The sequence below is a fragment of the Paraburkholderia aspalathi genome (assembly GCF_905220735.1).
In the GTDB taxonomy this organism is placed as follows: domain Bacteria; phylum Pseudomonadota; class Gammaproteobacteria; order Burkholderiales; family Burkholderiaceae; genus Paraburkholderia; species Paraburkholderia aspalathi.
The window spans coordinates 72,948-94,539 of the sequence record NZ_CAJNBA010000010.1 but is presented as its reverse complement, the minus strand read 5'-3'; the positions used below and the strand labels follow the sequence as shown (position 1 = coordinate 94,539).

Here is a 21,592-nt window from a genome sequence, read left to right as displayed (position 1 = left end):
CTCCCGTGCGGCCCGGTCCACTGACTTATGACGACACCTCAAGACATCATCCGCCGCGACGTGCTCGCGATGACGAGCTACCCGGTTCCGGACGCCACGGGCTATATCAAGCTCGATGCGATGGAAAATCCGTTTTCGCTGCCGCCGGTGCTCGCCGCCCATCTGGGCGAGCATCTGGCCGGCGTCGCGCTGAACCGCTACCCGGCGCCGCGCCCGGAAGCGCTGATCGAAAAGATCAAGCGCGTGATGGGTGTGCCCGCGGGTTGCGACGTACTGCTCGGCAACGGCTCGGATGAAATCATCAGCATGGTGTCGGTGGCGTGCGCGAAGCCGGGCGCCAAGGTGCTCGCGCCGATGCCGGGTTTCGTCATGTATCAGATGTCGGCGAAGCTGGCGAATCTGGAATTCATCGGTGTGCCGCTGAAGCCCGATTTCACGCTCGACACCGAAGCGATGCTGGCGGCGATCGCCGAGCATGAACCGGCGGTCATCTATCTGGCCTATCCGAACAACCCGACCGGCACGCTGTACGACGACGCGGATATGGAGCGCATCATCGCCGCGGCGAACAAAAGCCTGGTGGTGATCGACGAGGCCTACCAGCCGTTTGCGCAGCAAAGCTGGCTGCCGCGCGCCGATGCGTTCGACAACGTCGTCGTGATGCGTACGGTGTCCAAGCTCGGTCTGGCCGGCATCCGCCTGGGTTATCTGGTCGGCAAGCCCGCCTGGCTCACCGAATTCGACAAGGTGCGGCCGCCCTACAACACCAACGTGCTGACGCAAGCGGCGGCCGATTTCCTGCTCGACCATGTCGACGTGCTCGACGCCCAGGCCGAGCAACTGCGCGAAGAACGCACGAAACTCGCGCAGGCCGTGGCCCAATTGCCGGGCGCCGAAGTGTTCCCGAGCGCCGGCAACTTCCTGCTAGTGCGGGTGCCTGACGCATCCGTTATGTTCGAAACGCTGCTGGCAGCACGGGTTTTGATCAAAAACGTGAGTAAAATGCATCCATTGCTGGTCAATTGCGTGCGTTTGACCGTCGGTTCGCCCGAAGAAAACGCCCAATTGATCGCTGGACTGAAACTCGTGCTGCACTGAACGGCGAGCTGAATGGCCGCGTGAGCGCTTTTCCGTACTGCGAAAAGTGCGCGCGGTCCGCCGTGTTCCCATCCCACACTACTATCGCTTTCTAGCTAGATTCGAGGAATTACCATGCGCCTTGCGGAAGTCGTTCGCAACACAAGCGAAACGCAGATCCGTGTGAAGATCAATCTGGACGGCACCGGTCAGCAGAAGCTGGCCACCGGTGTGCCGTTTCTTGATCACATGCTCGACCAGATCGCACGACACGGCTTGTTCGATCTCGACATCGAAGCGCATGGCGACCTCGAAATCGACGACCACCACACGGTCGAAGACGTCGGCATCACGCTTGGCCAGGCTGTCGCGAAGGCAATTGGCGACCGCAAGGGCATCCGCCGCTACGGTCATTCTTACGTGCCGCTCGACGAAGCGCTGTCGCGCGTCGTGATCGATTTTTCCGGACGCCCGGGTCTCGAATTCCATGTGCCGTTCACGCGAGCGCGCATCGGCACGTTCGACGTCGATCTCTCCATCGAATTTTTCCGCGGCTTCGTCAATCACGCCGGCGTCACGCTGCATATCGACAACCTGCGCGGCCTGAACGCCCATCACCAGATGGAAACGGTGTTCAAGGCGTTCGGACGTGCATTGCGCATGGCCGTCGAGATGGACGAACGCGCGGCGGGACAGATTCCGTCGACCAAGGGCAGCCTTTAAGCGCTCATTTACCAGCCTCGTGACCAGGACCGGCTGCGCTTGCCCGCACCCGGTGTGCGATGGATATTCTGAAGTCGTTTATTTCGCTGCTGGCGTTGATCAACCCGGTCGGCGCCATCCCGTTCTTTATGAGCCTGACGGCGCTTCAGAGCGACGCCGAGCGGCGTAGAACGATCCGCATCGCGGCAATTTCGGTGTTCTGCGTGATTGCGGTGACCACGCTGCTCGGGCAGCAGATCATCAGCTTCTTCGGCATTTCGGTCGGCTCGCTCGAAGTGGGCGGCGGGATCATCATGTTGCTGATGGCTATCAACATGCTGAACGCGCAGATCGGCAACAGCCGTTCGACGGCGGAAGAGCGCGATGAGGCCGAGCAGAAAAACAACATCGCGGTTGTACCGCTGGCGATTCCGCTGTTGACCGGCCCGGGCGCGATCAGCACCACGATCATTTATGCGGCCGGCTCGGCGCACTGGTACGACCGGCTGAGCCTCGTCGCGATCGGTGCGGTGCTGGCGGCGATCTGCTTTTTTTCGCTGCGCCTCGCTGAACCGATTGCCCGCTGGGTCGGTCGCACGGGTATCAACATCGGTACGCGGCTCATGGGTTTGATGTTATCGGCGCTGGCGGTGGAATTCATCGTCGATGGATTGAAGGCATTGCTGCCTAACTTGAAATGAAAACTTCGATAGCGATTGTGGATTACGGAATGGGCAACCTGCGCTCGGTTGCCCAGGCATTGCGCAAAGCTGCGCCGGAAGCGGACGTGGCGATCGTCGATCAGCCCGAAGCGATCCGCTCGGCCGACCGTGTGGTGCTGCCCGGCCAGGGCGCCATGCCCGACTGCATGCGCAGTCTGGCCGAATCCGGCCTGCAGGAGGCGGTTATCGAAGCCTCGCGCAGCAAGCCGCTGATGGGCGTGTGCGTCGGCGAGCAGATGCTGTTCGACTGGAGCGCCGAGGGCGCTACGCCCGGTCTTGGCCTGTTGCCCGGCAAGGTGCTGCGCTTCGATCTGGAAGGCCAGGTGCAGGACGACGGCTCGCGCTTCAAGGTCCCGCAAATGGGCTGGAACCGCGTGCGTCAAGCGCAGCCGCATCCATTGTGGGACGGCGTCGCGGATAACGCGTTCTTCTACTTCGTGCACAGCTACTACGTCGTGCCGGACAACGCCGCCCATACCTCGGGCGAAACGGTGTACGGTGTGCCCTTTACCTCGGCGGTGGCGCGGGATAACATCTTCGCGACCCAATTCCACCCGGAAAAGAGCGCCGAAGCGGGGCTGCGCGTGTATCGCAACTTCGTGCACTGGAACCCGTGAGCGCCTTTCTTCATCCTGTTTCCCAACGCCGTTCCGCCACACGCGGAGCGTCGGCCGTGCGCCACAACCGCAGCAAGACGATTTCGCTTCACTACGGCGCTCCGCAAGGGCGTCGAAAGAGTTGTACTAAACTAGCGAAACGGCGTTATGGCGAGCTGGCTTGTCAGCCGCTGCCGCCGACCTTCAACCACCTCCCAGACAACACCCGATTGCTATGCTGCTGATTCCCGCCATCGACCTGAAAGATGGTCACTGTGTACGCCTCAAACAGGGCGATATGGACCAGGCGACGATATTTTCCGAGGAACCGGCGGCGATGGCCCGGCATTGGGTCGATCGCGGCGCCCGCCGTCTGCACCTCGTCGACCTGAATGGCGCGTTCGCCGGCAAGCCGAAAAATGAAGACGCGATTCGCGCGATCATCGAGGAAGTGGGTGGTGAGATTCCCGTCCAGCTGGGCGGCGGCATCCGCGATCTGAACACGATCGAGCGCTATCTGGACGACGGTTTGTCGTACGTCATCATCGGCACGGCGGCGGTGAAGAATCCCGGCTTCCTGCAGGATGCGTGCACGGCTTTCGGCGGCCATATCATCGTCGGTCTGGACGCGAAAGACGGCAAGGTCGCGACCGACGGCTGGAGCAAGCTGACCGGCCATGAAGTGGCCGATCTGGCGCGCAAGTTCGAGGATTACGGCTGCGAGTCGATCATCTACACCGACATCGGCCGCGACGGCATGCTTCAGGGCATCAACATCGAAGCCACGGTGCGCCTCGCCCGCGCGGTGAAGATTCCGGTGATCGCGAGCGGCGGTTTGTCGAACCTCGCGGACATCGAGTCGCTGTGCGAAGTCGAAGACGAAGGCATCGAAGGCGTAATCTGCGGCCGGGCAATCTACTCGGGCGATCTGGACTTCGCAGCGGCGCAAACCCTCGCCGACCGGTTGCGCGAATCGGACGACGCTTAAGGCTCTTGGTTCGAAGCGTCGCGATCGGCCCGGAATCGACGCAGCAGCGGACTTCGGACTTTAAAAGCGGACGCAACGGCGTGTCCCGAAAGCGCGTCAAGCCGCCAGCTGGTGTCTTCGGCACATTTCCGGCTTGCGGCCTGACGCGGCGAGCAGCGCCGGCACAGTGCCGCTCGTGAAGATTCAGGCGAGCGGCCTCATCAGCGGTATTGGCAGAATTGCACGATTATGGCTCTAGCTAAACGCATCATCCCCTGTCTCGACGTCACGGCTGGCCGCGTGGTCAAGGGCGTCAACTTCGTCGAACTGCGCGATGCGGGCGACCCGGTCGAAATTGCGCGCCGCTACGACGATCAGGGCGCCGACGAACTGACCTTCCTTGACATCACCGCCACCTCCGACCAGCGCGATCTGATTCTGCCGATCATCGAAGCGGTCGCTTCCCAGGTGTTCATTCCGCTGACGGTCGGCGGCGGCGTGCGCGCTGTCGAAGACGTGCGGCGGCTGTTGAACGCGGGCGCGGACAAGATCAGCATGAACTCGTCGGCGGTTGCGAATCCGCAACTCGTGCGCGACGCGACGGACAAATACGGCTCGCAATGCATCGTCGTCGCCATCGACGCGAAGCGCGTCTCCGCGGACGGCGAACCGCCGCGCTGGGAAGTCTTCACGCACGGCGGGCGCAAGGCCACCGGCCTCGAAGCTGTCGAATGGGCGCGCAAGATGGCCGAACTGGGCGCCGGAGAAATCCTGCTGACCAGCATGGACCGCGACGGCACCAAGAGCGGCTTCGATCTCGCGCTCACGCGGGCGGTGTCCGACGCGGTGTCGATTCCGGTGATCGCCTCGGGTGGTGTCGGCTCGCTGCAGCATCTGGCCGACGGCATCAAGAGTGGCCACGCGGACGCAGTGCTCGCCGCCAGCATCTTCCACTACGGCGAACACACCGTGGGCGAGGCCAAGCGCTTCATGGCCGATCAAGGCATTTCGGTGAGGTTGTGACGTGGTGAATTCCTCGGCAGTAGAGTGGCTCGACAAGGTCCGGTGGGACGCGAACGGCCTCGTGCCGGTGATCGCGCAGGAAGCGTCGACCAACGACGTGCTGATGTTCGCGTGGATGAACCGCGAAGCCCTGGCGAAAACCGTCGAAACCGGCCGCGCGGTGTATTTCTCGCGCTCGCGCCAACGCTTGTGGTTCAAGGGCGAAGAGTCCGGTCACGTGCAGCATGTGCATGAAGTGCGGCTCGATTGCGACGAAGACGTCGTGCTGCTGAAGGTCGAGCAGGTGTCGGGCATTGCGTGCCACACCGGCCGCCACTCGTGCTTTTTCCAGAAATTCGAAGGCACGGTTGAAGATGGCGACTGGGTCGCCGTCGATCCCGTGCTGAAAGACCCCGAACACATCTACAAATGACGCAATCCACGCAATCCACCGACTCGGCTTCGTCCACTAAGGACACGCTGCTGCGCCTCGCGGCCATCATCGACAGCCGCAAGGGCGGCGATCCGGACATCTCGTACGTGTCACGCCTGTTCCACAAAGGCGATGACGCGATTCTCAAGAAGATCGGCGAAGAGGCCACCGAAGTCGTGCTGGCCGCCAAAGACACCCGCCACGGCGGCGCGCCGAAAGCGCTGGTCGGCGAAGTGGCGGACCTCTGGTTCCACTGCCTCGTGATGCTGTCGCATTTCGACCTGAGCCCGGCGGACGTCCTTGCCGAACTCGAGCGCCGTGAAGGCCTGTCGGGCATCGAGGAGAAGGCGCTGCGCAAGAGCCGCGAGCGCGAAGAGAACGGCGACTGATTGTCGCCGCCTTGTCGCTACCTTGTCAGCCGTGTCTTGAAGTGGCGAACGTCGGCACCCACATTGCACTGAACGAACAGGATCGCATCCTCGGGAGGACGCAAGCATGGAACAGTCGCAAGGAAATTATCCGCCGCCGGTCTACCGCAACGCGATCGAGCCAGAGCGCGAACGCAGTCTGCGCACGCTCACCCACGTGCTGTACGCGCTGTATGCGGTTCATTGGCTGACGGGTGGTCTGACGATTCTGATCGCGATCATCATCAACTACGTGAAGCGGCCCGATGTGGTGGGCACGCCCTACGAAGCGCATTTCGAGTGGCAGATCCGCTCGTTCTGGATGGCCTTGCTGGGTTATGCGATCGGCGGTGTGCTGCTGTTCGTGGTGATCGGCATTCCGGTTCTGTGGGCCGTCAGCATCTGGATGTTGTACCGTATTATCAAAGGCTGGCTGTATCTGTACGATAACAAGCCGCTCGCGAACCCGCGTGGCTGGTTCTGAGTTGGGTCCGGCTGCGGCCGGGCCGGATATGAGCCGTGCCGCATCACGCTTCGCGCTCTAGCCATACTGTGTCAGGAATACGATGAGCCACGACCCGAACTGCCTGTTCTGCAAGATCGCCGCCGGCGAGATTCCGTCGACCAAAGTCCATGAAGACGACGAATTCGTTGCCTTCCGTGATATTCGTCCGGCCGCTGAAACGCACGTGCTGGTGATTCCCCGCAAACACATCGCCACGCTATCGAATTGCACCGAAAGCGACGCACCGCTGCTTGGTAGAATGCTTGTTCTGGTGGCGCGTCTGGCCGACCAGCTGGGCGTGGCGTACACCGGCGGCGAAACCGGTTTTCGTACGGTCATCAATACGGGGCCGGGCGGTGGCCAAGAGGTGTATCACCTGCATGCGCACATCCTCGCCGGGCCGCGTCCGTGGCAGCGCATGGGCTGACGGGCGGGCTGATAGAGCGGGCTCGTAAATAACCGCGAGCTGCGAGGCGCGCAGCGAGTTTTGGCCGTTGAGAATAGCAGGGCCGTTTTTTTGCTGCACTGTAACGACGCCGACGCGATCGTCAGGTCACAATGGCACACCGTGTCGTGGGTTGAATCGAAACAGCTCGCGGCAACGTATAGATGGAGCGTACGCGCTTCGATTCACGCCGCAAGGCGCACGAGTTTTGCCGCATCACGTGCGGTGTCGGGGTTAAGGAGAGTAGTCATGGGTTCGTTGAGCATTTGGCATTGGCTGATCGTGTTGCTGATCGTGGCGCTCGTGTTCGGCACGAAGAAGCTGCGCAATATCGGCACCGATCTGGGTGGCGCGGTGAAGGGCTTCAAGGAAGGCATGAAGGAAGCCGAAACGCCCGCAGGCGAAGCGCAGCAGCGCGAACTGCCGCGCAATGGCGCGGTAGATGTGGATGCGAAGGAAAAGACGCCGCGTTCCGGCGATTACCGCTAAGCCGCGGCCCAACCGCGTTACTGACGGACACTTCACTTCATGCTGGACCTCGGTCTAACCAAGATGGCGCTGATCGGCGTCGTCGCGCTGGTCGTACTCGGGCCTGAGCGCCTGCCTCGCGTTGCCCGCACGGCCGGCGCGCTGTTCGGCCGCGCGCAGCGGTATATCAACGACGTGAAGGCCGAAGTCACCCGCGAAATCGAACTCGACGAATTGCGTCGCATGAAGACCGAGTTCGAAGCGGCGGCGAGCAACGTCGAAACGAACGTTCAGGACAATCTGCGCAAGCACGAAACGGAACTGAACGACGCTTGGAATAGCGGCACGTCGGTGTCGCCGAGCATTGCCGGCGGCGCGCTGGAAGATGTCAGCAATTCGCCGTGGCAGACCAGCACGCCACCGTCAGGCCCCAAGCGCAAGAACTGGCGCGTCAAGCAGACCGCCATGCCCACCTGGTACAAGCGCGCCACCACGCACCGCACGCGTGTGCAGTCGGGCGCGGCGCGCGTGGCGCGGCATACGCCGGCCACCATGCGTCGTCCGACGCGGTTTTTCTGATGATCAGAACGACAATCTCTAACCGAGGGCCGGTGTGAGCGACCCCCAGCAAACCCAGGACGAAGGCACTGAAGAGACCTTCATTTCCCACCTCGTTGAACTGCGCGACCGTATCATCCGCGCCGGCCTTGCCGTCATCGTGGTGTTTGTCGGGCTCGTGTATTGGGCGCCGGATATCTTCCGGCTGCTGGCGCGGCCCTTGATGCAGAATCTGCCGAAGGACGGCAAGATGATCGTCACCGACGTCACCGGTTCGTTCTTCGTGCCGATGAAGGTGACCATGCTCGTCGCCTTCGTGATCGCGCTGCCGATCGTGCTGTACCAGATCTGGGCGTTCGTTGCGCCGGGTCTGTATCAGCACGAGAAGAAGCTGGTCGGGCCGCTGGTGGGCAGCAGCTACACGCTGTTCCTGTGCGGCATGGCGTTCGCGTACTTCGTAGTGTTTCCGACCATCTTTCGCGTGATGGCGCACTACAACGCGCCGCTCGGCGCGGAGATGACCACCGATATCGATAACTACCTGAGCTTCGTGCTCACCATGTTCCTTGCGTTCGGCGTGACGTTCGAAGTGCCGATTGTCGTGGTGCTGCTGGTCCGCATGAACGTGCTGACCATCAAGAAGCTCAAGGAAATCCGTCCGTATGTGATCGTGGGCGCGTTCGTGATTTCGGCGGTGGTGACGCCGCCGGATGTGTTCTCGCAGCTGATTCTGGCGATTCCGCTGATCGTGCTGTACGAGGCGGGCATCATCGCGGCGCGCTTGATTGTCGGCAAGCAAAAACCTGTGATTGCGGAAGATAGTCCGCCAGGTTGAACGGCAGCACAGAGAGACAAACAAAAAAGGGCAGTCCATCACGGACTGCCCTTTTTGTTTGGCGACGGCGTTGCGCGCATCAATAACCGCAACGCCTCTCGCACTATCAACCGCCGTCGTCGTCCTGCTGATCGCCGCCGCCGTTGTCCTCGGCCGGTTGCTTCGGCGGAGGCGGGCGCTTGCCGATCGTCACTTCCAGATCCATCTCGTGGCTCTTGCGCACCAGATGAACCTTCGCCGCCGTGCCCGGCTTGATCTGCGCAATGACGTTCAACAGGCGCGTGGTGTCGGTGATCTCCTGGCCGTTCACGCTCACCAGGATGTCGCCCGGCTTGATACCCGCACGGTCGGCCGGACCGTTCTTCAGCACGCCCGCGACAATCGCGCCCGACTTCTGCTCGAGCCCGAACGATTCGGCGATTTCCGGCGTCACGTCCTGCGGCTCCACGCCGATCCAGCCGCGCGTGACCGAGCCCGTCGTGATGATGCTCTCCAGCACGCTGCGCGCGGTCGAGACCGGAATCGCAAAGCCGATGCCGAGCGAGCCGCCCGAGCGTGAATAGATGGCGGTATTGATGCCGAGCAGATTGCCGTTCACGTCGACCAGCGCACCGCCCGAGTTGCCGGGGTTGATGGCCGCGTCGGTTTGAATGAAGTTTTCGAAGGTGTTGATGCCGAGGTGATTGCGCCCCAGCGCGCTGACAATGCCCATGGTCACCGTCTGGCCGACGCCGAACGGATTGCCGATCGCCAGCACCACGTCGCCCACGCGCGTCTGGTCCATGCGGCCGAGCGTGATGGTGGGCAGGTTGGTCATGTTGACCTTCAGTACGGCCAGATCGGTCTCAGGATCGACGCCGATCACCTTGGCATTGGTGGTGCGGCCGTCGGCGAGCGCGATTTCGATCTGATCGGCGCCGTCCACGACGTGCTGGTTCGTTAGAATGTAACCTTCCGAACTCACTATCACCCCAGAGCCGAGATTCGACGCGGGTTGCTCCTGCTGCTTGCCTTTGTTCTTGTCGCCGAAGAAGTAGCGGAACAGCGGATCTTTCGCGCGTGGGTCGGGTGGCAGCGAGCCATCCTTGCTGGAGAAGACATTGACGACCGCGGGCATGGCCTTTTGCGCGGCGTCTGCATACGACGCCTGTGCAGGACCCGTGCCGATGCCTGGCGCCACTTCCCGAAGGGCGACGATCGGTTCGGCGAGTTGCTTGCCGAATTGCCCTTGACGCTGGAGCCACTGCGGTTTGAGGGTCGCAATGATGAACATCAGCGCCAACAGCACAGTCACCGCTTGGGCAAAGAACAGCCAAAAGCGTCTAAGCATCTGAAGACTAGAGGTTTATATGGATCGGATCGAACTTGAATTGTACTTGAACAATCTCCTTGAAACCGCGCGCTTCAAGGACTATTGCCCCAATGGATTGCAGGTGGAAGGCCGGCGCAGGATCAATAAGCTCGCGACCGGCGTGACGGCTTCCGTGGCCTTTCTCGAAGCCGCGCTCGACTGGGGCGCGGACGCGGTGCTGGTCCATCACGGCTACTTCTGGCGCAACGAGGCGCCGCAGATCACCGGCCGCAAACACGCGCGGCTTAAGCTCCTGATCGCCAACGACCTGAACCTGTTCGCCTATCACCTGCCGCTCGACGACCATCCTGAGTTCGGCAACAACGCGCAGATCGGCGCGAAGATGGGCTGGATCAGCGACGCGCGCTTCGGCGAGAACGATCTCGGCTGGCTCGCCACGTTTCCGATGCCGATCACGCTCGCGCATTTCACCGCGCAAGTCGAGCAGACGCTCGGCCGCGCGCCGCTCGTGTTCGGCGACCCGGATCGCGAACTGCGCCGCGTGGGCTGGTGCACGGGCGCCGCGCAAGGCATGTTCGACGCCGCCATCAATGCCGGCGCGGATGTCTACCTGACCGGCGAAGTGTCGGAGTCGGTAATGCACACCTCGGCGGAAAGCGGCGTGGCGTTCCTCGCGGCCGGCCATCACGCCACCGAGCGTTTCGGCGTCCAGGCGGTGGGCAAGCATCTGTCCGAGCAGTTCGATATCGAACACGTGTTTATCGATATCCCCAATCCCGTCTGAATTGAAAATCGGCATTAGATAAGAAAAAGGCACGAATAACGTAGAGGGCGCTTAAAAGGAGGTGCAAAAAAGTTTGCGATCCGTACGGAGAAACCCTGACTTATCAAGGGCTTCGCACGGTTTTTGGCAATGGGGCCTTGTAAATGCCGACTCCATTCGCGCAAACTAGCGGCGGTAGAAGCGACGTGAAGGAAAAATCCAACTCAGAAGTGGGGCGTGTAATGCGAGACAAGGAAGATGAACGCGTCGACGGCGGCCGCCGTACCTGGCTGATAGCGACGACCGTAGCAGGTGGCATAGGAGGCGTTGCCACTGTCGTACCCTTTGTTAGTTCGTTTGCACCATCTGAAAAGGCCAAGGCGGCAGGCGCCCCGGTCGAAGTCGATATCAGTGATCTCAAACCCGGCGACATGAAGACGGTCGCCTGGCGCGGTAAACCCGTGTGGATCATCAACCGCACCGACAGAATGCTGGCCGATGTCCAGAAAGCCGATAACGAAGTAGCGGATCCCCACACCAAGAATCCTTTTTCGATGCCGTTGCCGGAGTACTGCAACAACGAATTCCGTTCGCGCACCGATCACAAGAATCTTTTCGTCGCCGTCGCCGTGTGCACCCATCTGGGCTGCACGCCGACGCCGCGCTTCCAGGAGGGCGCGCAGCCCAATCTTCCCGACGACTGGCCAGGCGGCTTCCTGTGCCCGTGCCACGGCTCGACCTATGACATGGCCGGCCGCGTCTTCAAGAACAAACCTGCGCCGCAGAACCTCGACATCCCGCCTTACATGTTCACGTCGGCCACCGGCCTCGTGATCGGCAAGGACGAGAAAGGAGAAGCGTAATGGCGATCGAACATGAAGTGGAGACGACCGGGCTGGTCGGCTGGATCGACCGGCGCTTTCCCCTGACGTCTACCTGGAAGAAGCACGTTTCCGAGTACTACGCGCCGAAGAACTTCAACTTCTGGTACTTCTTCGGTTCGCTCGCGTTGCTGGTGCTGGTCAATCAGATCGTCACCGGCATCTTTCTCACGATGAACTACAAGCCCGACGCGACGCTCGCGTTCTCGTCGGTCGAGTACATCATGCGCGAGGTGCCTTGGGGCTGGCTGATCCGCTATATGCACTCCACGGGCGCATCGATGTTCTTCGTCGTCGTGTATCTGCACATGTTCCGCGGGCTGCTGTACGGCTCGTACCGCAAGCCGCGCGAACTGGTATGGGTGTTCGGCTGCGCGATCTTTCTGTGTCTGATGGCCGAGGCGTTCTTCGGCTACCTGCTGCCGTGGGGCCAGATGTCGTTCTGGGGCGCGCAGGTGATCGTGAACCTGTTCTCGGCGATTCCGTTCATCGGACCGGACCTGTCGCTGTGGATTCGCGGCGATTACGTCGTCTCGGACGTCACGCTGAACCGCTTCTTCGCGTTTCACGTGATCGCGATTCCGCTGGTGCTGATCGGGTTGGTGGTCGCGCACCTGGTGGCGCTGCACGAAGTGGGTTCGAACAACCCGGACGGCATCGAGATCAAGGCAAAGAAGGACCCGGACGGCATTCCGCTCGACGGCATCCCGTTCCACCCGTACTACTCGGTGCACGACTTCATGGGCGTGACGGTATTCCTGATCATCTTCGCGGCGATCATCTTTTTCGCGCCGGAGATGGGTGGGTACTTCCTTGAAGCGAACAACTTCATTCCCGCTAATCCGCTGCAAACGCCGCAGGAAATTGCGCCGGTGTGGTACTTCACGGCGTTCTATGCGATGTTGCGCGCCACCACCGATCCATTCAAGATCGTGTTGATGATCATCGTCGCGCTGCTCGGCCTGTTCGCGCTGGTGCGCGCACGCGGCAAATGGAAGCTCGGCTTGCCGGTGCTCGCGGTGCTGGTGGTTCTGGCGATGGCGTTTACCGAATCGAAGTTTTGGGGCGTGGTGGTGATGGGCGGCGCGGTGATCTCGCTGTTCTTCCTGCCGTGGCTCGATCGCTCGCCGGTGAAGTCGATTCGTTACCGGCCGTTTTTTCACAAGGTGTTCTACGGGATCTTCGTGCTCGCTTTCCTGACGTTGGGCTTCCTCGGCACCAAACCGCCGTCGCCTGCCTCGACGTTGATTGCCCAGATCTGCGCGCTGATCTACTTCGCGTTTTTCCTCGGTATGCCCGTCTGGACGCGGCTTGGCACGTTCAAGCAGCCGCCCGAGCGGGTGCGGTTCAAGCCCCACTAATCGCGAGCCCGGAGAACACGAAATGAAAAAACTGCTTTCGACGTGCGCGCTGATCGGCGCGACACTGCTCGCGGTGCTGGCCGGACCGGCGCACGCGGACGAGAATTTCCCTCTCGACCGCGCGCCCGATAACGCGGAGAATTTTGCTTCGTTGCAGCACGGCGCCCAATTGTTTGTAAACTACTGCCTGAATTGCCATAGCGCGAATCTGATGCGCTACAGCCGGCTGACCGACCTCGGCATTACGCCGAGCGAAATCCAGTCAAACCTGTTGTTCACCACGGATAAAGTCGGCAACACCATGACTGTGGCAATGCGCCCGGACGACGCGAAAGCGTGGTTCGGCGCGAGTCCGCCGGATTTGTCGGTGGAAGCGCGGGCGCGCGGCAAGGACTGGCTGTACACGTATCTGCGCAGCTTCTATCGCGACAATACGCGGCCAACTGGCTGGAACAATCTGGTGTATGAGAACGTGAGCATGCCTCACGTGCTGTGGCAGCTTCAGGGGCAACGTACCGCGAAGTTCGGTGACGAAGTCGACGAAAAAACAGGCGAAACGGTGCACAAATTCGTCGGCTATCAACAGGTCACGCCGGGGACGATGTCGCCGGTAGATTATGATTCTGCTGTGGCCGACCTCGTGTCGTACCTGTCATGGATGTCCGAACCGACGCAGAAAACCCGCAAACAGCTTGGCGTGTGGGTGCTGCTGTTCCTCGGCATTCTGAGCTTTTTCGCCTGGCGACTGAACGCCGCGTACTGGAAACATATCAAATAATCACGCCGTCACCCGGCGTGGGGCCGGCGCCAGGAAAAACCTGTTGAACGGTTTTTCCGCGCGCTGGCCTTTCAGCTTTTTGAGGAAACGTAAACATGATGGTTCTGTATTCCGGCACAACTTGCCCGTTCTCCCAGCGCTGCCGGCTGGTGTTGTTCGAAAAGGGCATGGACTTCGAGATCCGCGACGTCGACCTGTTTAACAAGCCGGAAGACATCGCTGTGATGAATCCGTATGGTCAGGTGCCGATTCTCGTCGAACGGGATCTGATTCTGTATGAATCGAACATCATCAACGAGTACATCGACGAGCGCTTCCCGCACCCGCAACTGATGCCGGCCGATCCGGTTCAGCGCGCCCGCGCCCGTCTGTTCCTGCTGAACTTCGAAAAAGAACTGTTCGTTCACGTCGGCACGCTCGAAAACGAAAAGGGCAAGGCCGCTGAGAAGAATCACGAGAAGGCACGTCTCGCGATCCGCGACCGCCTCACGCAGCTTGCACCGATCTTCCTGAAGAACAAGTACATGCTCGGCGAAGAGTTCTCGATGCTGGACGTTGCGATCGCACCGTTGTTGTGGCGTCTGGACCACTACGGCATCGAGCTGTCGAAGAATGCTGCACCGCTGATGAAGTACGCCGAGCGCATTTTCAGCCGCCCGGCTTATATCGAAGCGCTGACACCTTCGGAAAAGGTGATGCGTCGTTGAGTTTGGCTTTGGGGTGAGGGCGCCGCGTCTCGATTGTTTTCCGTGCGCGCCCAAACCCGGTAAGAGGACTGTTGATGCAAGAGATTTCCACCAAGCCTTATCTGCTGCGCGCGCTGTACGAGTGGTGCACGGATAACGGCTACACGCCGCATATCGCCGTCCGGGTCGACAATCAGACGCGCGTGCCGCGGCAGTTCGTGCGCGATAACGAGATCGTATTGAACATCAGCTTCGAGGCGACCAGCCAGTTGCAGATGGGCAATGAATGGATCGAGTTCAGCGCGCGCTTCTCCGGCAAGTCGCACAAGATCGAAGTGCCGATCGCCAATATTCTCGCGATCTACGCGCGGGAAAACGGGCAGGGCATGGCGTTCCCGGTCGAGTCGGCAGGCGGCGAAGCGCAGGATTCTGGCGCCGATGCGGAACTGGCGGATGAGACCGAAGCACCGGCCGCGCCCGTCAGCGTGGCGCCGCGTGCGGTCGAAACATCGTCTGCCGCGGATGCCGCCAAAGCGGAAAGCGCGACGGACGGCCCGCAGCCTGACGATGATGGATCGAAAGGTGGCGGAAGGGCTCGCCTCAAGATCGTGAAATGAAGTAGAATCACGGCCTCATGCCGGCTTAGCTCATCAGGTAGAGCGCTTGACTTGTAATCATGAGGTGGCGGGTTCGAGTCCTGCAGCCGGCACCAAACATCCATCCGCTGACGTACGGCGGTGACCAAGAAGCCCCGTAAAGTCATTGATTTTGCGGGGTTTTTTGTTTTTAGGTGACCGTAGTCATGCGCTAGTTGCTGGTATCGATGATGGTATATTGGTTGGTATCGATATTTTAAATGTTGGTATCAGCAAAATGTCCCTTACCGATACCGCTGTTCGTAACCTCAAACCCTCCGAGAAACCGTACAAACTTGCCGATGGCGGAGGGATGTATTTGCACGTTTTGCCGAGCGGAGCCAAATACTGGCGACTAGCCTATCGTCTTTACGGCAAGCAGAAGATTTTCGCTATCGGCGTCTATCCACAGGTTTCGCTGGCCGAGGCGAGGCAGATTCGCGACGAGGCGAAAAAGCTCGTCAAACAAGGAATTGATCCCGTCGTCGAACGAAAGCAGAACATCTGGCGGAAGTCTGAGGAACAGGCAACCACGTTTGAACTCATCGCCCGCGAGTGGCACACGACGAAGCGATCGAGTTGGACTGAGTCTCATGCGAAAAAGATCATAAAATCGCTTGAGGCCGACATCTTCCCGAAGCTTGGCGACCGCTCGATTACCTCAATCAGCGCGCCGGACTTGCTGGCCGCGCTGCGTGTTATCGAGGCGCGTGGTGCGCTGGAGATCGCAGGACGTGTGCTTCAGCGCTGCAACGCCGTCTTTCGATACGCAGTGGCGACAGGACGGGCTGCGTTCAACCCGGCTGCAGAGTTGCGAGGTGCACTGAAGACGCCGGAGCGGAAGCATCATGCTGCGCTGGCGCATGGGGAACTGCCAGAGTTCTTGAACAAACTCGCTGGGTACGACGGTGACCCTCAAACCAGGTTGGGATTGCTTCTAATGGCTCACACCTTCGTCAGAACAGGCGAACTGCGCGCAGCGACATGGCCTGAATTCAACCTGGAACTTGCTGAATGGCGTATTCCGGCCGAGCGCATGAAGATGCGGGAGGAGCACATTGTTCCATTGTCGAGGCAGGCGGTAGCTCTGCTTCGCGAGTTGAAGGCTATCGGCGGCGGCTCGGAATTTGTGTTTCCGTCAGGCAATGGGCGTCGTGACAAGCACATCAGCGAAAACACGCTGCTTTATGCTCTATACCGGATGGGTTATCACTCTCGAGCGACTGGACACGGTTTCCGCGCGACGGCATCGACGATTCTCAACGAGATGGGTTTCCATTCCGACTGGATTGAGCGGCAACTTGCTCACGCGGAGAGGAACAAGGTGAGAGCTGCGTACAACCGTGCGCAATATCTTTCGGAGCGCAGGCAAATGATGCAGCGATGGTCGGATTATTTGGATACCGTGGCCGTAGGCAAGAAGATCGTCATTAGCGAATTCCGGCTGGCAATCGTCGAGCAGACGTAACTCACAATCGTTGCATCCGCTCGCGAACGCTTGTCCCATCAGGCGGGGGAGCGTCCGCGGTGCATGCGTATGCCGTCAAACTTTCGGGACTGTCTTAGAGGTCTTCATTGAGAATACAAATCTCATACTGACCTGAAGCCAACTCAGAGAAGTCTAAACTTTCTAGCGCCAGATTCAGCGGGACGGTATACCCGAGGCTGCGAAAAAATTCCGCATGGCGTAGCGGGATCACCGTGCCGGAAGAGCCATCGTGGCCGGAACCGTCGACGTTAATGGAGTAAAGCTGCTTTCCATTTCCATTTGGTCTCGCATATACGTGCGCGTGCTTTTGCGTGTGTGTATTCGTGTTCGCTGGATCTTGTCGATACGAATTCTGAGTTCCAAGAATATTCTTGTACGTTTGATGCTCAAGCGCTAGCGAAAGCTCGGTGATTCTTGCGTTTCGATCTTTCTCTGTTGAACTCTCATTAAGAATTTCGCGTAATTTCATTTTTTTGGAAATATGTGGATAGATCGGCGGTTACCGACGCACAGGTCTGACTTTCGGTGCGTCTACTGGCTGTACTTTGAATTTATCTCTGGTGCTTGGCCGCACTTTTTGCACTTTGAGGCGACCAAGTCCGGCTCGACCTTGCCGGACCCCGACCACTGGGTCTCGAAATTCTCGAATGAAGGGCCAGCGCTCCAATGCGGGCCACCCCAGCCGGAACCAGAATCGGACACAGATTTCGATTCTGTGGTGTCGCAGCTCTGGCAATGCAGCGTATATGTGCAACGATCGATGATTCCCAATGCTTCTCCCGTTGACATCCCGTGGTTTTTTGCTTGCGGAAGCTAGCGACTGCGTCCGGGCTGGTCTTGGTAGTGCCGAATCGCAAATCTACCGGTTTTTCGCGAGCCTGACCAAAGTTATTTGGCCGTTGAGGGCATGATTTGGCCCTGATAAAATGACGATACGACCGAAAAACCGGCCATTCGCTGGCTATTCGGCTCGCCGCTCGCGCCGCAGCGCATGCCTGAGTAAATCCGCCGGAATTTGGCCGGATTTCGCTTCGAGTTTCTCTCCCTGATCTACCCGAAATGTCCGATGCCGCCAGGCAGGCGTTGCTGCGCGCTTCTTTTTTGCGTTCTGACGGAGCTTCCATGCCTGCCATCACCATTCCAACCACGATCGAGAGCACCCCGACAACCTTCACACCGGCGTTCCCGTTTGTAGCGCAGACCAACGACTTCGATGATGTCTTTGCGTGTGCCGCGATGCTATCCGGCAAATCGATCGAAGAAGTGCGGGAAATCGCAATCGCCAAGACAAAGCATCCCGCGCGTGGCCCGTACTACCTTGGCGAGACGCAGATTGCAGCGCTGCTTGCCCAGCTGGGGCTGGTCGCTACCGTGTACAAAGAAATTTCCCGTGTGGCAGACATCCCGGATGTGGCGCTGATCCTGGTCGATTACAACCCTGACATGGAGATGGGTCGGCACATCCTGTTTCATCGCGCCAAGGGAAGTCATGCGCCCGGCGCGATCGAATACGCGCTTGATCCCGCGCCTTGGTGCAAACCAGCCGACCGCGTTCGCACCAACTTCAAGAACATCGCTGGTCACTGGGCGATCGGTATCCACGCCATGAACACCAAGGCTGGGAACGGCAAGTAATCCCGCCACCAACGATTGTTTTCCCGTCCCGGTTGCACCGAAGCCAGAGCCTCGCAGTTCTGGCTTTTCGCGTTTACGGAGCGTGTGTTTTCCGGTGACGGGCTTCTTCCACTACGGAGCAGCTTATGTCCCGCAACTGTTCACTGTCGCACAGCTTGAACCGGCCGTCGCAGCCCTTGTTTCGGCTCGGGCAGATTGTTGCCACACGTGGCGTACTCGCCCATCTCGAACACCACGGCATCGCGGCCGACCCGTTTCTCAGACGGCACGTTACCGGCGACTGGGGTGACGTGCCGCCCGAAGATGCAAAGTCGAACCGGCTGGCTGTACGGCACGGCTCGCGCATCCTGTCGAGTTTTGAGGTGAAGGGGCAGCGAATATGGGTCATCACCGAAGCCGACCGTAGCGTGACAACCCTGCTGTTCCCGTCGGAGTATTGATCATGCCGGCCATCCCCACCACCGTCACTATGATCGGAGCCGGCTTCGTACCAGCGTTCCGACGCGTGCAGCAAAGCGGCGACTTCGATTGCTCATTCGCGGTAATCGCCATGATCTGCGGCACGACCCTCGAGGCTGTGCGCAACGTCGCAATCGAGCGCTTTCGGCATCCGGCGCAGGGCCCTTACTGGATAACCGGCGACTTTATCTCCCAACTGCTCGCGCACTACGGATACGACACGGGCATGTATGAAGAGCCCGCGTCGGTCAGCGACATACCCGATCTGGCGATTGCTCTCGTTGACTATGACGACTGCACCAATCTCGGCCGCCATGTGCTGTTCCACCGCGCCCGCGCCAGTCACGACCCAACCTTCAAGGTTGAGTACATGATCGATCCCGCTTACTGGGCCGAGCCGCAGGACTACGTGCGAACCAGCCTGCTTGAGATTCAATGGTTCCTGGAGGTTCATGCCATGCGGGAGGCATAAAGCTGTCCGCGCCAATCGTTTCAGTCGTTGCCGCTTTGCTTTTTCTTGGCTGGCTTCGGCGCTGGCGTACCGAAGTCGAGCAGCGCGGAGGGCGCCACGCCAAGCGTATGCGCCAGCACGCAGATATTGATGAGCGCGATGTTGCGCTTGCCCCGCTCCACCTCGCCCAAATACGAGCGGGCGAGGCCGCTTTCGAGGGCAAGGTGCTCCTGCGACCAGTTGAGTTTCTTGCGAAGTTCGATCAGGCGCTTTCCGAACAGCGCAGGCGGGTCGTAGTCCATCGGGGTTTCTTGGTGAAAGACTCCCTAGCGTATGGGTTTGACCTGTTTGAGGACACGCTCTATGATTACCCGCGCTATAAGTGACAATTCGGCAACAAAACCAGCACGTCGATGGTTGTGCTGACGCGATCCGGGCGGGCAAGCCGGGGCCACGCCGTCAGCGCGTTAACGGGGAACCACTATGAGAATGGATAGGGAATCGCATGATTTCCCGAGTGAAGACTTGCCGTACACCATGGAGAAGCTGAAACGGCGCGGCATTGTGGCCCGGCTGTACTTTGGCGCGGGCTTAAGGAAGCTTGAGGACGATTACCTGAACCCGAAGCGCGGCGACGTGCTTGCCTCGCAACGGAGGTATCGCCGCTATCTCGCAGGGGATAAACGTATCGTGAAAGAGGCGAGTTTGGCGGTGTGGTCGCCGATGATCTTGGCTGCCCTCATACCAACGTTGGCCGTTGTAATACTCGCTGGCACACTGGGATGGCAGATAGTCTCGCCCTACATCACTGGAGCAAGGCAAACGATCTCAAACTTGACTGGTCCGCATGGTGCCTCTGCTGATGTGTCAACTGCGGCACCTGCCACGAACCCGGATAGTTCGGCAACTGTTGTTACCAAGCCCGCTATAGCAGCAGATCAAGGAGGCAGTCCCGCAAGCGATGCCGCAGCGCCTGCCCAGCAATCGTATATTCAGGCACCGCCAGCCGCATCGACCACAGAAGCCAGTAACCCGGCGAATGGCAATAGCCAGGACACAGAGGTCGGGCAGGATTTACCCATGAAGTTGCAGGCGTTACTGGCGCAGGCAGAGCAGCAGTTCGACGCCGGCCAGTATCGGGATGCCGCGGCAACCACCGAAGCAATACTGGAAATCGAGCCTGGAAATGTCAGCGCCCAACGGATGCATGCAGCCTCCCTCCGCAATCTCGCTACCGTAACGGCGGCGGACGCAGCCGAAACACAAGGCGGCCCGCCACCACCGTCAGGCCAGGTGGCACAGGCGACTCCTTTTCCTGCGCCGGTGCCATACAGTCCGCCAATCGCGGCCCCGTGTGGGGCCGGCTGCTATCGTAATTCGCGAGACGTCCGGCATCTTGGTGGCCGATGATTCGTTACATGCCTGTTGCTCATTCCAAGAGGAATCGTGCATGAACGCTTCTGCGGTGAGGTGAGCTCTTTCCTTGTCGCAGCTCATGTGTACGCGATCACGCTCGATCACAGGAATCTCATAACTTTCCCAACGCGGCACGGCGTAACGCGGGGTATCTTCGTCGAATCGCCGTCGCCGAACCCGCCTTGGGTAATCGTCCTATTCGGCGGTACGCCGGGAGACATCCATTTGGATGTCAAAGGCGCTACCACGCTCAGAGGCAACGTTATGATTCGCTCGGCGCACCACTGGATTGAGCAAGATGACGCGGTGGCGCTGGTCGATACGACGTCCGACAAGCCCGAAGGGGTCGATGATTCCTTCCGGTTCAGCAAGCAGTCGTTCACGGATACGAAGGCCGTTGTGGCTGCGCTGCGGCAACGCTTCCCGGGCTCGAAGATTGCGCTGGTCAGCACGAACGCCGGGACAATTTCAGTCGGCAACGCGCTGGAACGCGATCCGACGCTGGCCGATGCGTTCGTTCTGACGTCTCCCGTGACGGTTTCGCATCGGGGTAGCCCCAGCCTTGCTGACCTCGACATGGATGGCGCCAAGTACCGCGTGCTGGTCGTCTCGAATCGGCATGACAGCTGCCCATCTCGAACACCACGGCATTGCGGCCGACCCGTTTCGCAGGCGGCACGTTACCGGCGACTGGGGCATGGTGCCGCCCGAAGACGGAAAGGCGAACCTGTCTGCGGTGACGCAGGACGCTCCATTCTCTCAGCCTACGAGGTCGCCTGCATGCGTGTATGGATCATCACGGAAGCGGATCGCAGGGCCACGACATTACTCTTTCCGCAAGAGTGCTGAAATGACAACGTTTCCCGTATCTCCTGCCGCAGCATCCATTAGCCTGGTTCGGCGACCACTGCGCGATCTATTGCGGCAACTGCCGTCATTGCCGCTCACGGAATCCGGCGAACTGCTATCGCGAGTGCGGTTGGTCTTCAGTACTGCACCCATCTTGCGC

General features: G+C 60.1%; 28 protein-coding genes and 1 tRNA gene. 26 read left to right on the top strand and 3 right to left on the bottom strand.

From position 1 onward, the window contains the following. Positions 1–27: 27 nt before the first annotated feature. The 13 genes from hisC (at position 28) to tatC (ending at position 8,717) form a co-directional block, all read left to right on the top strand. Positions 28–1,098, top strand: coding sequence for a histidinol-phosphate transaminase (gene hisC, locus KHO30_RS34515; protein WP_211703564.1), 1,071 nt, complete (start codon positions 28–30; stop codon positions 1,096–1,098). 114 nt (positions 1,099–1,212) lie between these two features. After that, complete coding sequence (gene hisB / locus KHO30_RS34510) at positions 1,213–1,800, top strand: imidazoleglycerol-phosphate dehydratase HisB (protein ID WP_054036619.1); 588 nt, start codon at positions 1,213–1,215, stop codon at positions 1,798–1,800. Between the two features lie 59 nt (positions 1,801–1,859). Beyond that, positions 1,860–2,480, top strand: a complete 621-nt coding sequence (locus tag KHO30_RS34505) for a MarC family protein (RefSeq protein WP_054036621.1) — start codon at positions 1,860–1,862, stop codon at positions 2,478–2,480. After that, the gene (gene hisH, locus KHO30_RS34500; RefSeq protein ID WP_211703563.1) at positions 2,477–3,118 is read left to right on the top strand and encodes an imidazole glycerol phosphate synthase subunit HisH; all 642 of its coding nucleotides are present in this window, start codon (positions 2,477–2,479) and stop codon (positions 3,116–3,118) included. Before KHO30_RS34505 ends, hisH begins: the two co-directional genes overlap by 4 nt. Positions 3,119–3,332: 214 nt before the next feature. After that, positions 3,333–4,085 (top strand): 1-(5-phosphoribosyl)-5-[(5-phosphoribosylamino)methylideneamino]imidazole-4-carboxamide isomerase, encoded by a 753-nt coding sequence (hisA, locus tag KHO30_RS34495; RefSeq protein WP_054036624.1) that lies wholly within the window; start codon positions 3,333–3,335, stop codon positions 4,083–4,085. Between the two features lie 228 nt (positions 4,086–4,313). After that, on the top strand, positions 4,314–5,087 hold the full coding sequence (gene hisF, locus KHO30_RS34490; protein WP_054036627.1) for an imidazole glycerol phosphate synthase subunit HisF: 774 nt from the start codon (positions 4,314–4,316) through the stop codon (positions 5,085–5,087). A 1-nt stretch (position 5,088) separates the two neighbouring features. Continuing rightward, entirely contained in the window at positions 5,089–5,499 is a 411-nt protein-coding gene (hisI, locus tag KHO30_RS34485; protein WP_200566042.1) for a phosphoribosyl-AMP cyclohydrolase, read from the top strand. Further along, positions 5,496–5,888, top strand: coding sequence for a phosphoribosyl-ATP diphosphatase (locus KHO30_RS34480; protein WP_211703562.1), 393 nt, complete (start codon positions 5,496–5,498; stop codon positions 5,886–5,888). Before hisI ends, KHO30_RS34480 begins: the two co-directional genes overlap by 4 nt. Positions 5,889–5,994: 106 nt before the next feature. Continuing rightward, positions 5,995–6,390 carry a DUF4870 family protein gene (locus KHO30_RS34475; protein ID WP_063497496.1) on the top strand — a complete coding sequence of 132 codons (396 nt, stop codon included), beginning with the start codon at positions 5,995–5,997 and terminating at the stop codon, positions 6,388–6,390. An 82-nt stretch (positions 6,391–6,472) separates the two neighbouring features. Further along, entirely contained in the window at positions 6,473–6,838 is a 366-nt protein-coding gene (locus KHO30_RS34470) for a histidine triad nucleotide-binding protein (protein WP_012434499.1), read from the top strand. 267 nt (positions 6,839–7,105) lie between these two features. Beyond that, positions 7,106–7,345 carry a Sec-independent protein translocase subunit TatA gene (tatA, locus tag KHO30_RS34465; protein ID WP_093643459.1) on the top strand — a complete coding sequence of 80 codons (240 nt, stop codon included), beginning with the start codon at positions 7,106–7,108 and terminating at the stop codon, positions 7,343–7,345. 39 nt (positions 7,346–7,384) lie between these two features. After that, positions 7,385–7,903: a Sec-independent protein translocase protein TatB gene (tatB, locus tag KHO30_RS34460; RefSeq protein ID WP_211703561.1), complete on the top strand. Its 519-nt coding sequence runs from the start codon at positions 7,385–7,387 to the stop codon at positions 7,901–7,903. Between the two features lie 34 nt (positions 7,904–7,937). After that, the gene (gene tatC / locus KHO30_RS34455; RefSeq protein ID WP_054036635.1) at positions 7,938–8,717 is read left to right on the top strand and encodes a twin-arginine translocase subunit TatC; all 780 of its coding nucleotides are present in this window, start codon (positions 7,938–7,940) and stop codon (positions 8,715–8,717) included. A gap of 106 nt (positions 8,718–8,823) precedes the next feature. Here tatC and KHO30_RS34450 read toward each other — a convergent pair whose 3' ends face one another. Then, positions 8,824–10,047: a Do family serine endopeptidase gene (locus tag KHO30_RS34450; protein ID WP_054036636.1), complete on the bottom strand. Its 1,224-nt coding sequence runs from the start codon at positions 10,045–10,047 to the stop codon at positions 8,824–8,826. A 19-nt stretch (positions 10,048–10,066) separates the two neighbouring features. On the opposite strand from KHO30_RS34450, the gene KHO30_RS34445 reads away from it, so the two are divergent. The 8 genes from KHO30_RS34445 (at position 10,067) to KHO30_RS34410 (ending at position 16,601) form a co-directional block, all read left to right on the top strand. After that, positions 10,067–10,813 (top strand): Nif3-like dinuclear metal center hexameric protein, encoded by a 747-nt coding sequence (locus KHO30_RS34445; protein ID WP_093643463.1) that lies wholly within the window; start codon positions 10,067–10,069, stop codon positions 10,811–10,813. 221 nt (positions 10,814–11,034) lie between these two features. Beyond that, a complete protein-coding gene (gene petA / locus KHO30_RS34440; RefSeq protein WP_120289276.1) occupies positions 11,035–11,655 on the top strand; it encodes a ubiquinol-cytochrome c reductase iron-sulfur subunit in 621 nt (206 codons plus the stop codon). Continuing rightward, positions 11,655–13,034 (top strand): cytochrome b, encoded by a 1,380-nt coding sequence (locus KHO30_RS34435; protein WP_054036639.1) that lies wholly within the window; start codon positions 11,655–11,657, stop codon positions 13,032–13,034. The genes petA and KHO30_RS34435 overlap by 1 nt, the downstream gene beginning before the upstream one ends. A 22-nt stretch (positions 13,035–13,056) precedes the next feature. Further along, positions 13,057–13,812, top strand: coding sequence for a cytochrome c1 (locus tag KHO30_RS34430; RefSeq protein WP_093643467.1), 756 nt, complete (start codon positions 13,057–13,059; stop codon positions 13,810–13,812). Positions 13,813–13,907: 95 nt separating this feature from the next. Beyond that, positions 13,908–14,519 (top strand): glutathione S-transferase N-terminal domain-containing protein, encoded by a 612-nt coding sequence (locus KHO30_RS34425; protein ID WP_006052302.1) that lies wholly within the window; start codon positions 13,908–13,910, stop codon positions 14,517–14,519. 74 nt (positions 14,520–14,593) lie between these two features. Continuing rightward, positions 14,594–15,115, top strand: a complete 522-nt coding sequence (locus KHO30_RS34420; protein ID WP_093643469.1) for a ClpXP protease specificity-enhancing factor — start codon at positions 14,594–14,596, stop codon at positions 15,113–15,115. A gap of 19 nt (positions 15,116–15,134) precedes the next feature. After that, a tRNA-Thr gene (locus KHO30_RS34415) sits at positions 15,135–15,210 on the top strand. Positions 15,211–15,371: 161 nt separating this feature from the next. After that, complete coding sequence (locus KHO30_RS34410) at positions 15,372–16,601, top strand: tyrosine-type recombinase/integrase (protein WP_211703586.1); 1,230 nt, start codon at positions 15,372–15,374, stop codon at positions 16,599–16,601. Positions 16,602–16,695: 94 nt separating this feature from the next. Here KHO30_RS34410 and KHO30_RS34405 read toward each other — a convergent pair whose 3' ends face one another. Then, positions 16,696–17,091 (bottom strand): hypothetical protein, encoded by a 396-nt coding sequence (locus KHO30_RS34405; protein WP_211703560.1) that lies wholly within the window; start codon positions 17,089–17,091, stop codon positions 16,696–16,698. Positions 17,092–17,681: 590 nt separating this feature from the next. Here KHO30_RS34405 and KHO30_RS34400 point away from each other — a divergent pair. From KHO30_RS34400 to KHO30_RS34390, 3 genes are all read left to right on the top strand, one after another. Next, complete coding sequence (locus tag KHO30_RS34400) at positions 17,682–18,257, top strand: hypothetical protein (RefSeq protein WP_244864197.1); 576 nt, start codon at positions 17,682–17,684, stop codon at positions 18,255–18,257. A 125-nt stretch (positions 18,258–18,382) separates the two neighbouring features. Beyond that, positions 18,383–18,697 carry a hypothetical protein gene (locus KHO30_RS34395; RefSeq protein WP_211703559.1) on the top strand — a complete coding sequence of 105 codons (315 nt, stop codon included), beginning with the start codon at positions 18,383–18,385 and terminating at the stop codon, positions 18,695–18,697. A gap of 2 nt (positions 18,698–18,699) precedes the next feature. Continuing rightward, complete coding sequence (locus KHO30_RS34390; protein WP_200657836.1) at positions 18,700–19,188, top strand: hypothetical protein; 489 nt, start codon at positions 18,700–18,702, stop codon at positions 19,186–19,188. A 20-nt stretch (positions 19,189–19,208) separates the two neighbouring features. Here the strand turns inward: KHO30_RS34390 and KHO30_RS34385 are convergent, their stop codons facing one another. After that, positions 19,209–19,469, bottom strand: coding sequence for a helix-turn-helix domain-containing protein (locus KHO30_RS34385; protein WP_200657837.1), 261 nt, complete (start codon positions 19,467–19,469; stop codon positions 19,209–19,211). Positions 19,470–19,704: 235 nt separating this feature from the next. On the opposite strand from KHO30_RS34385, the gene KHO30_RS34380 reads away from it, so the two are divergent. Beyond that, positions 19,705–20,577: a hypothetical protein gene (locus tag KHO30_RS34380; protein ID WP_211703558.1), complete on the top strand. Its 873-nt coding sequence runs from the start codon at positions 19,705–19,707 to the stop codon at positions 20,575–20,577. Between the two features lie 36 nt (positions 20,578–20,613). Continuing rightward, positions 20,614–21,432, top strand: a complete 819-nt coding sequence (locus tag KHO30_RS39400) for an alpha/beta fold hydrolase (RefSeq protein ID WP_244864196.1) — start codon at positions 20,614–20,616, stop codon at positions 21,430–21,432. Positions 21,433–21,592 lie beyond the last annotated feature (160 nt).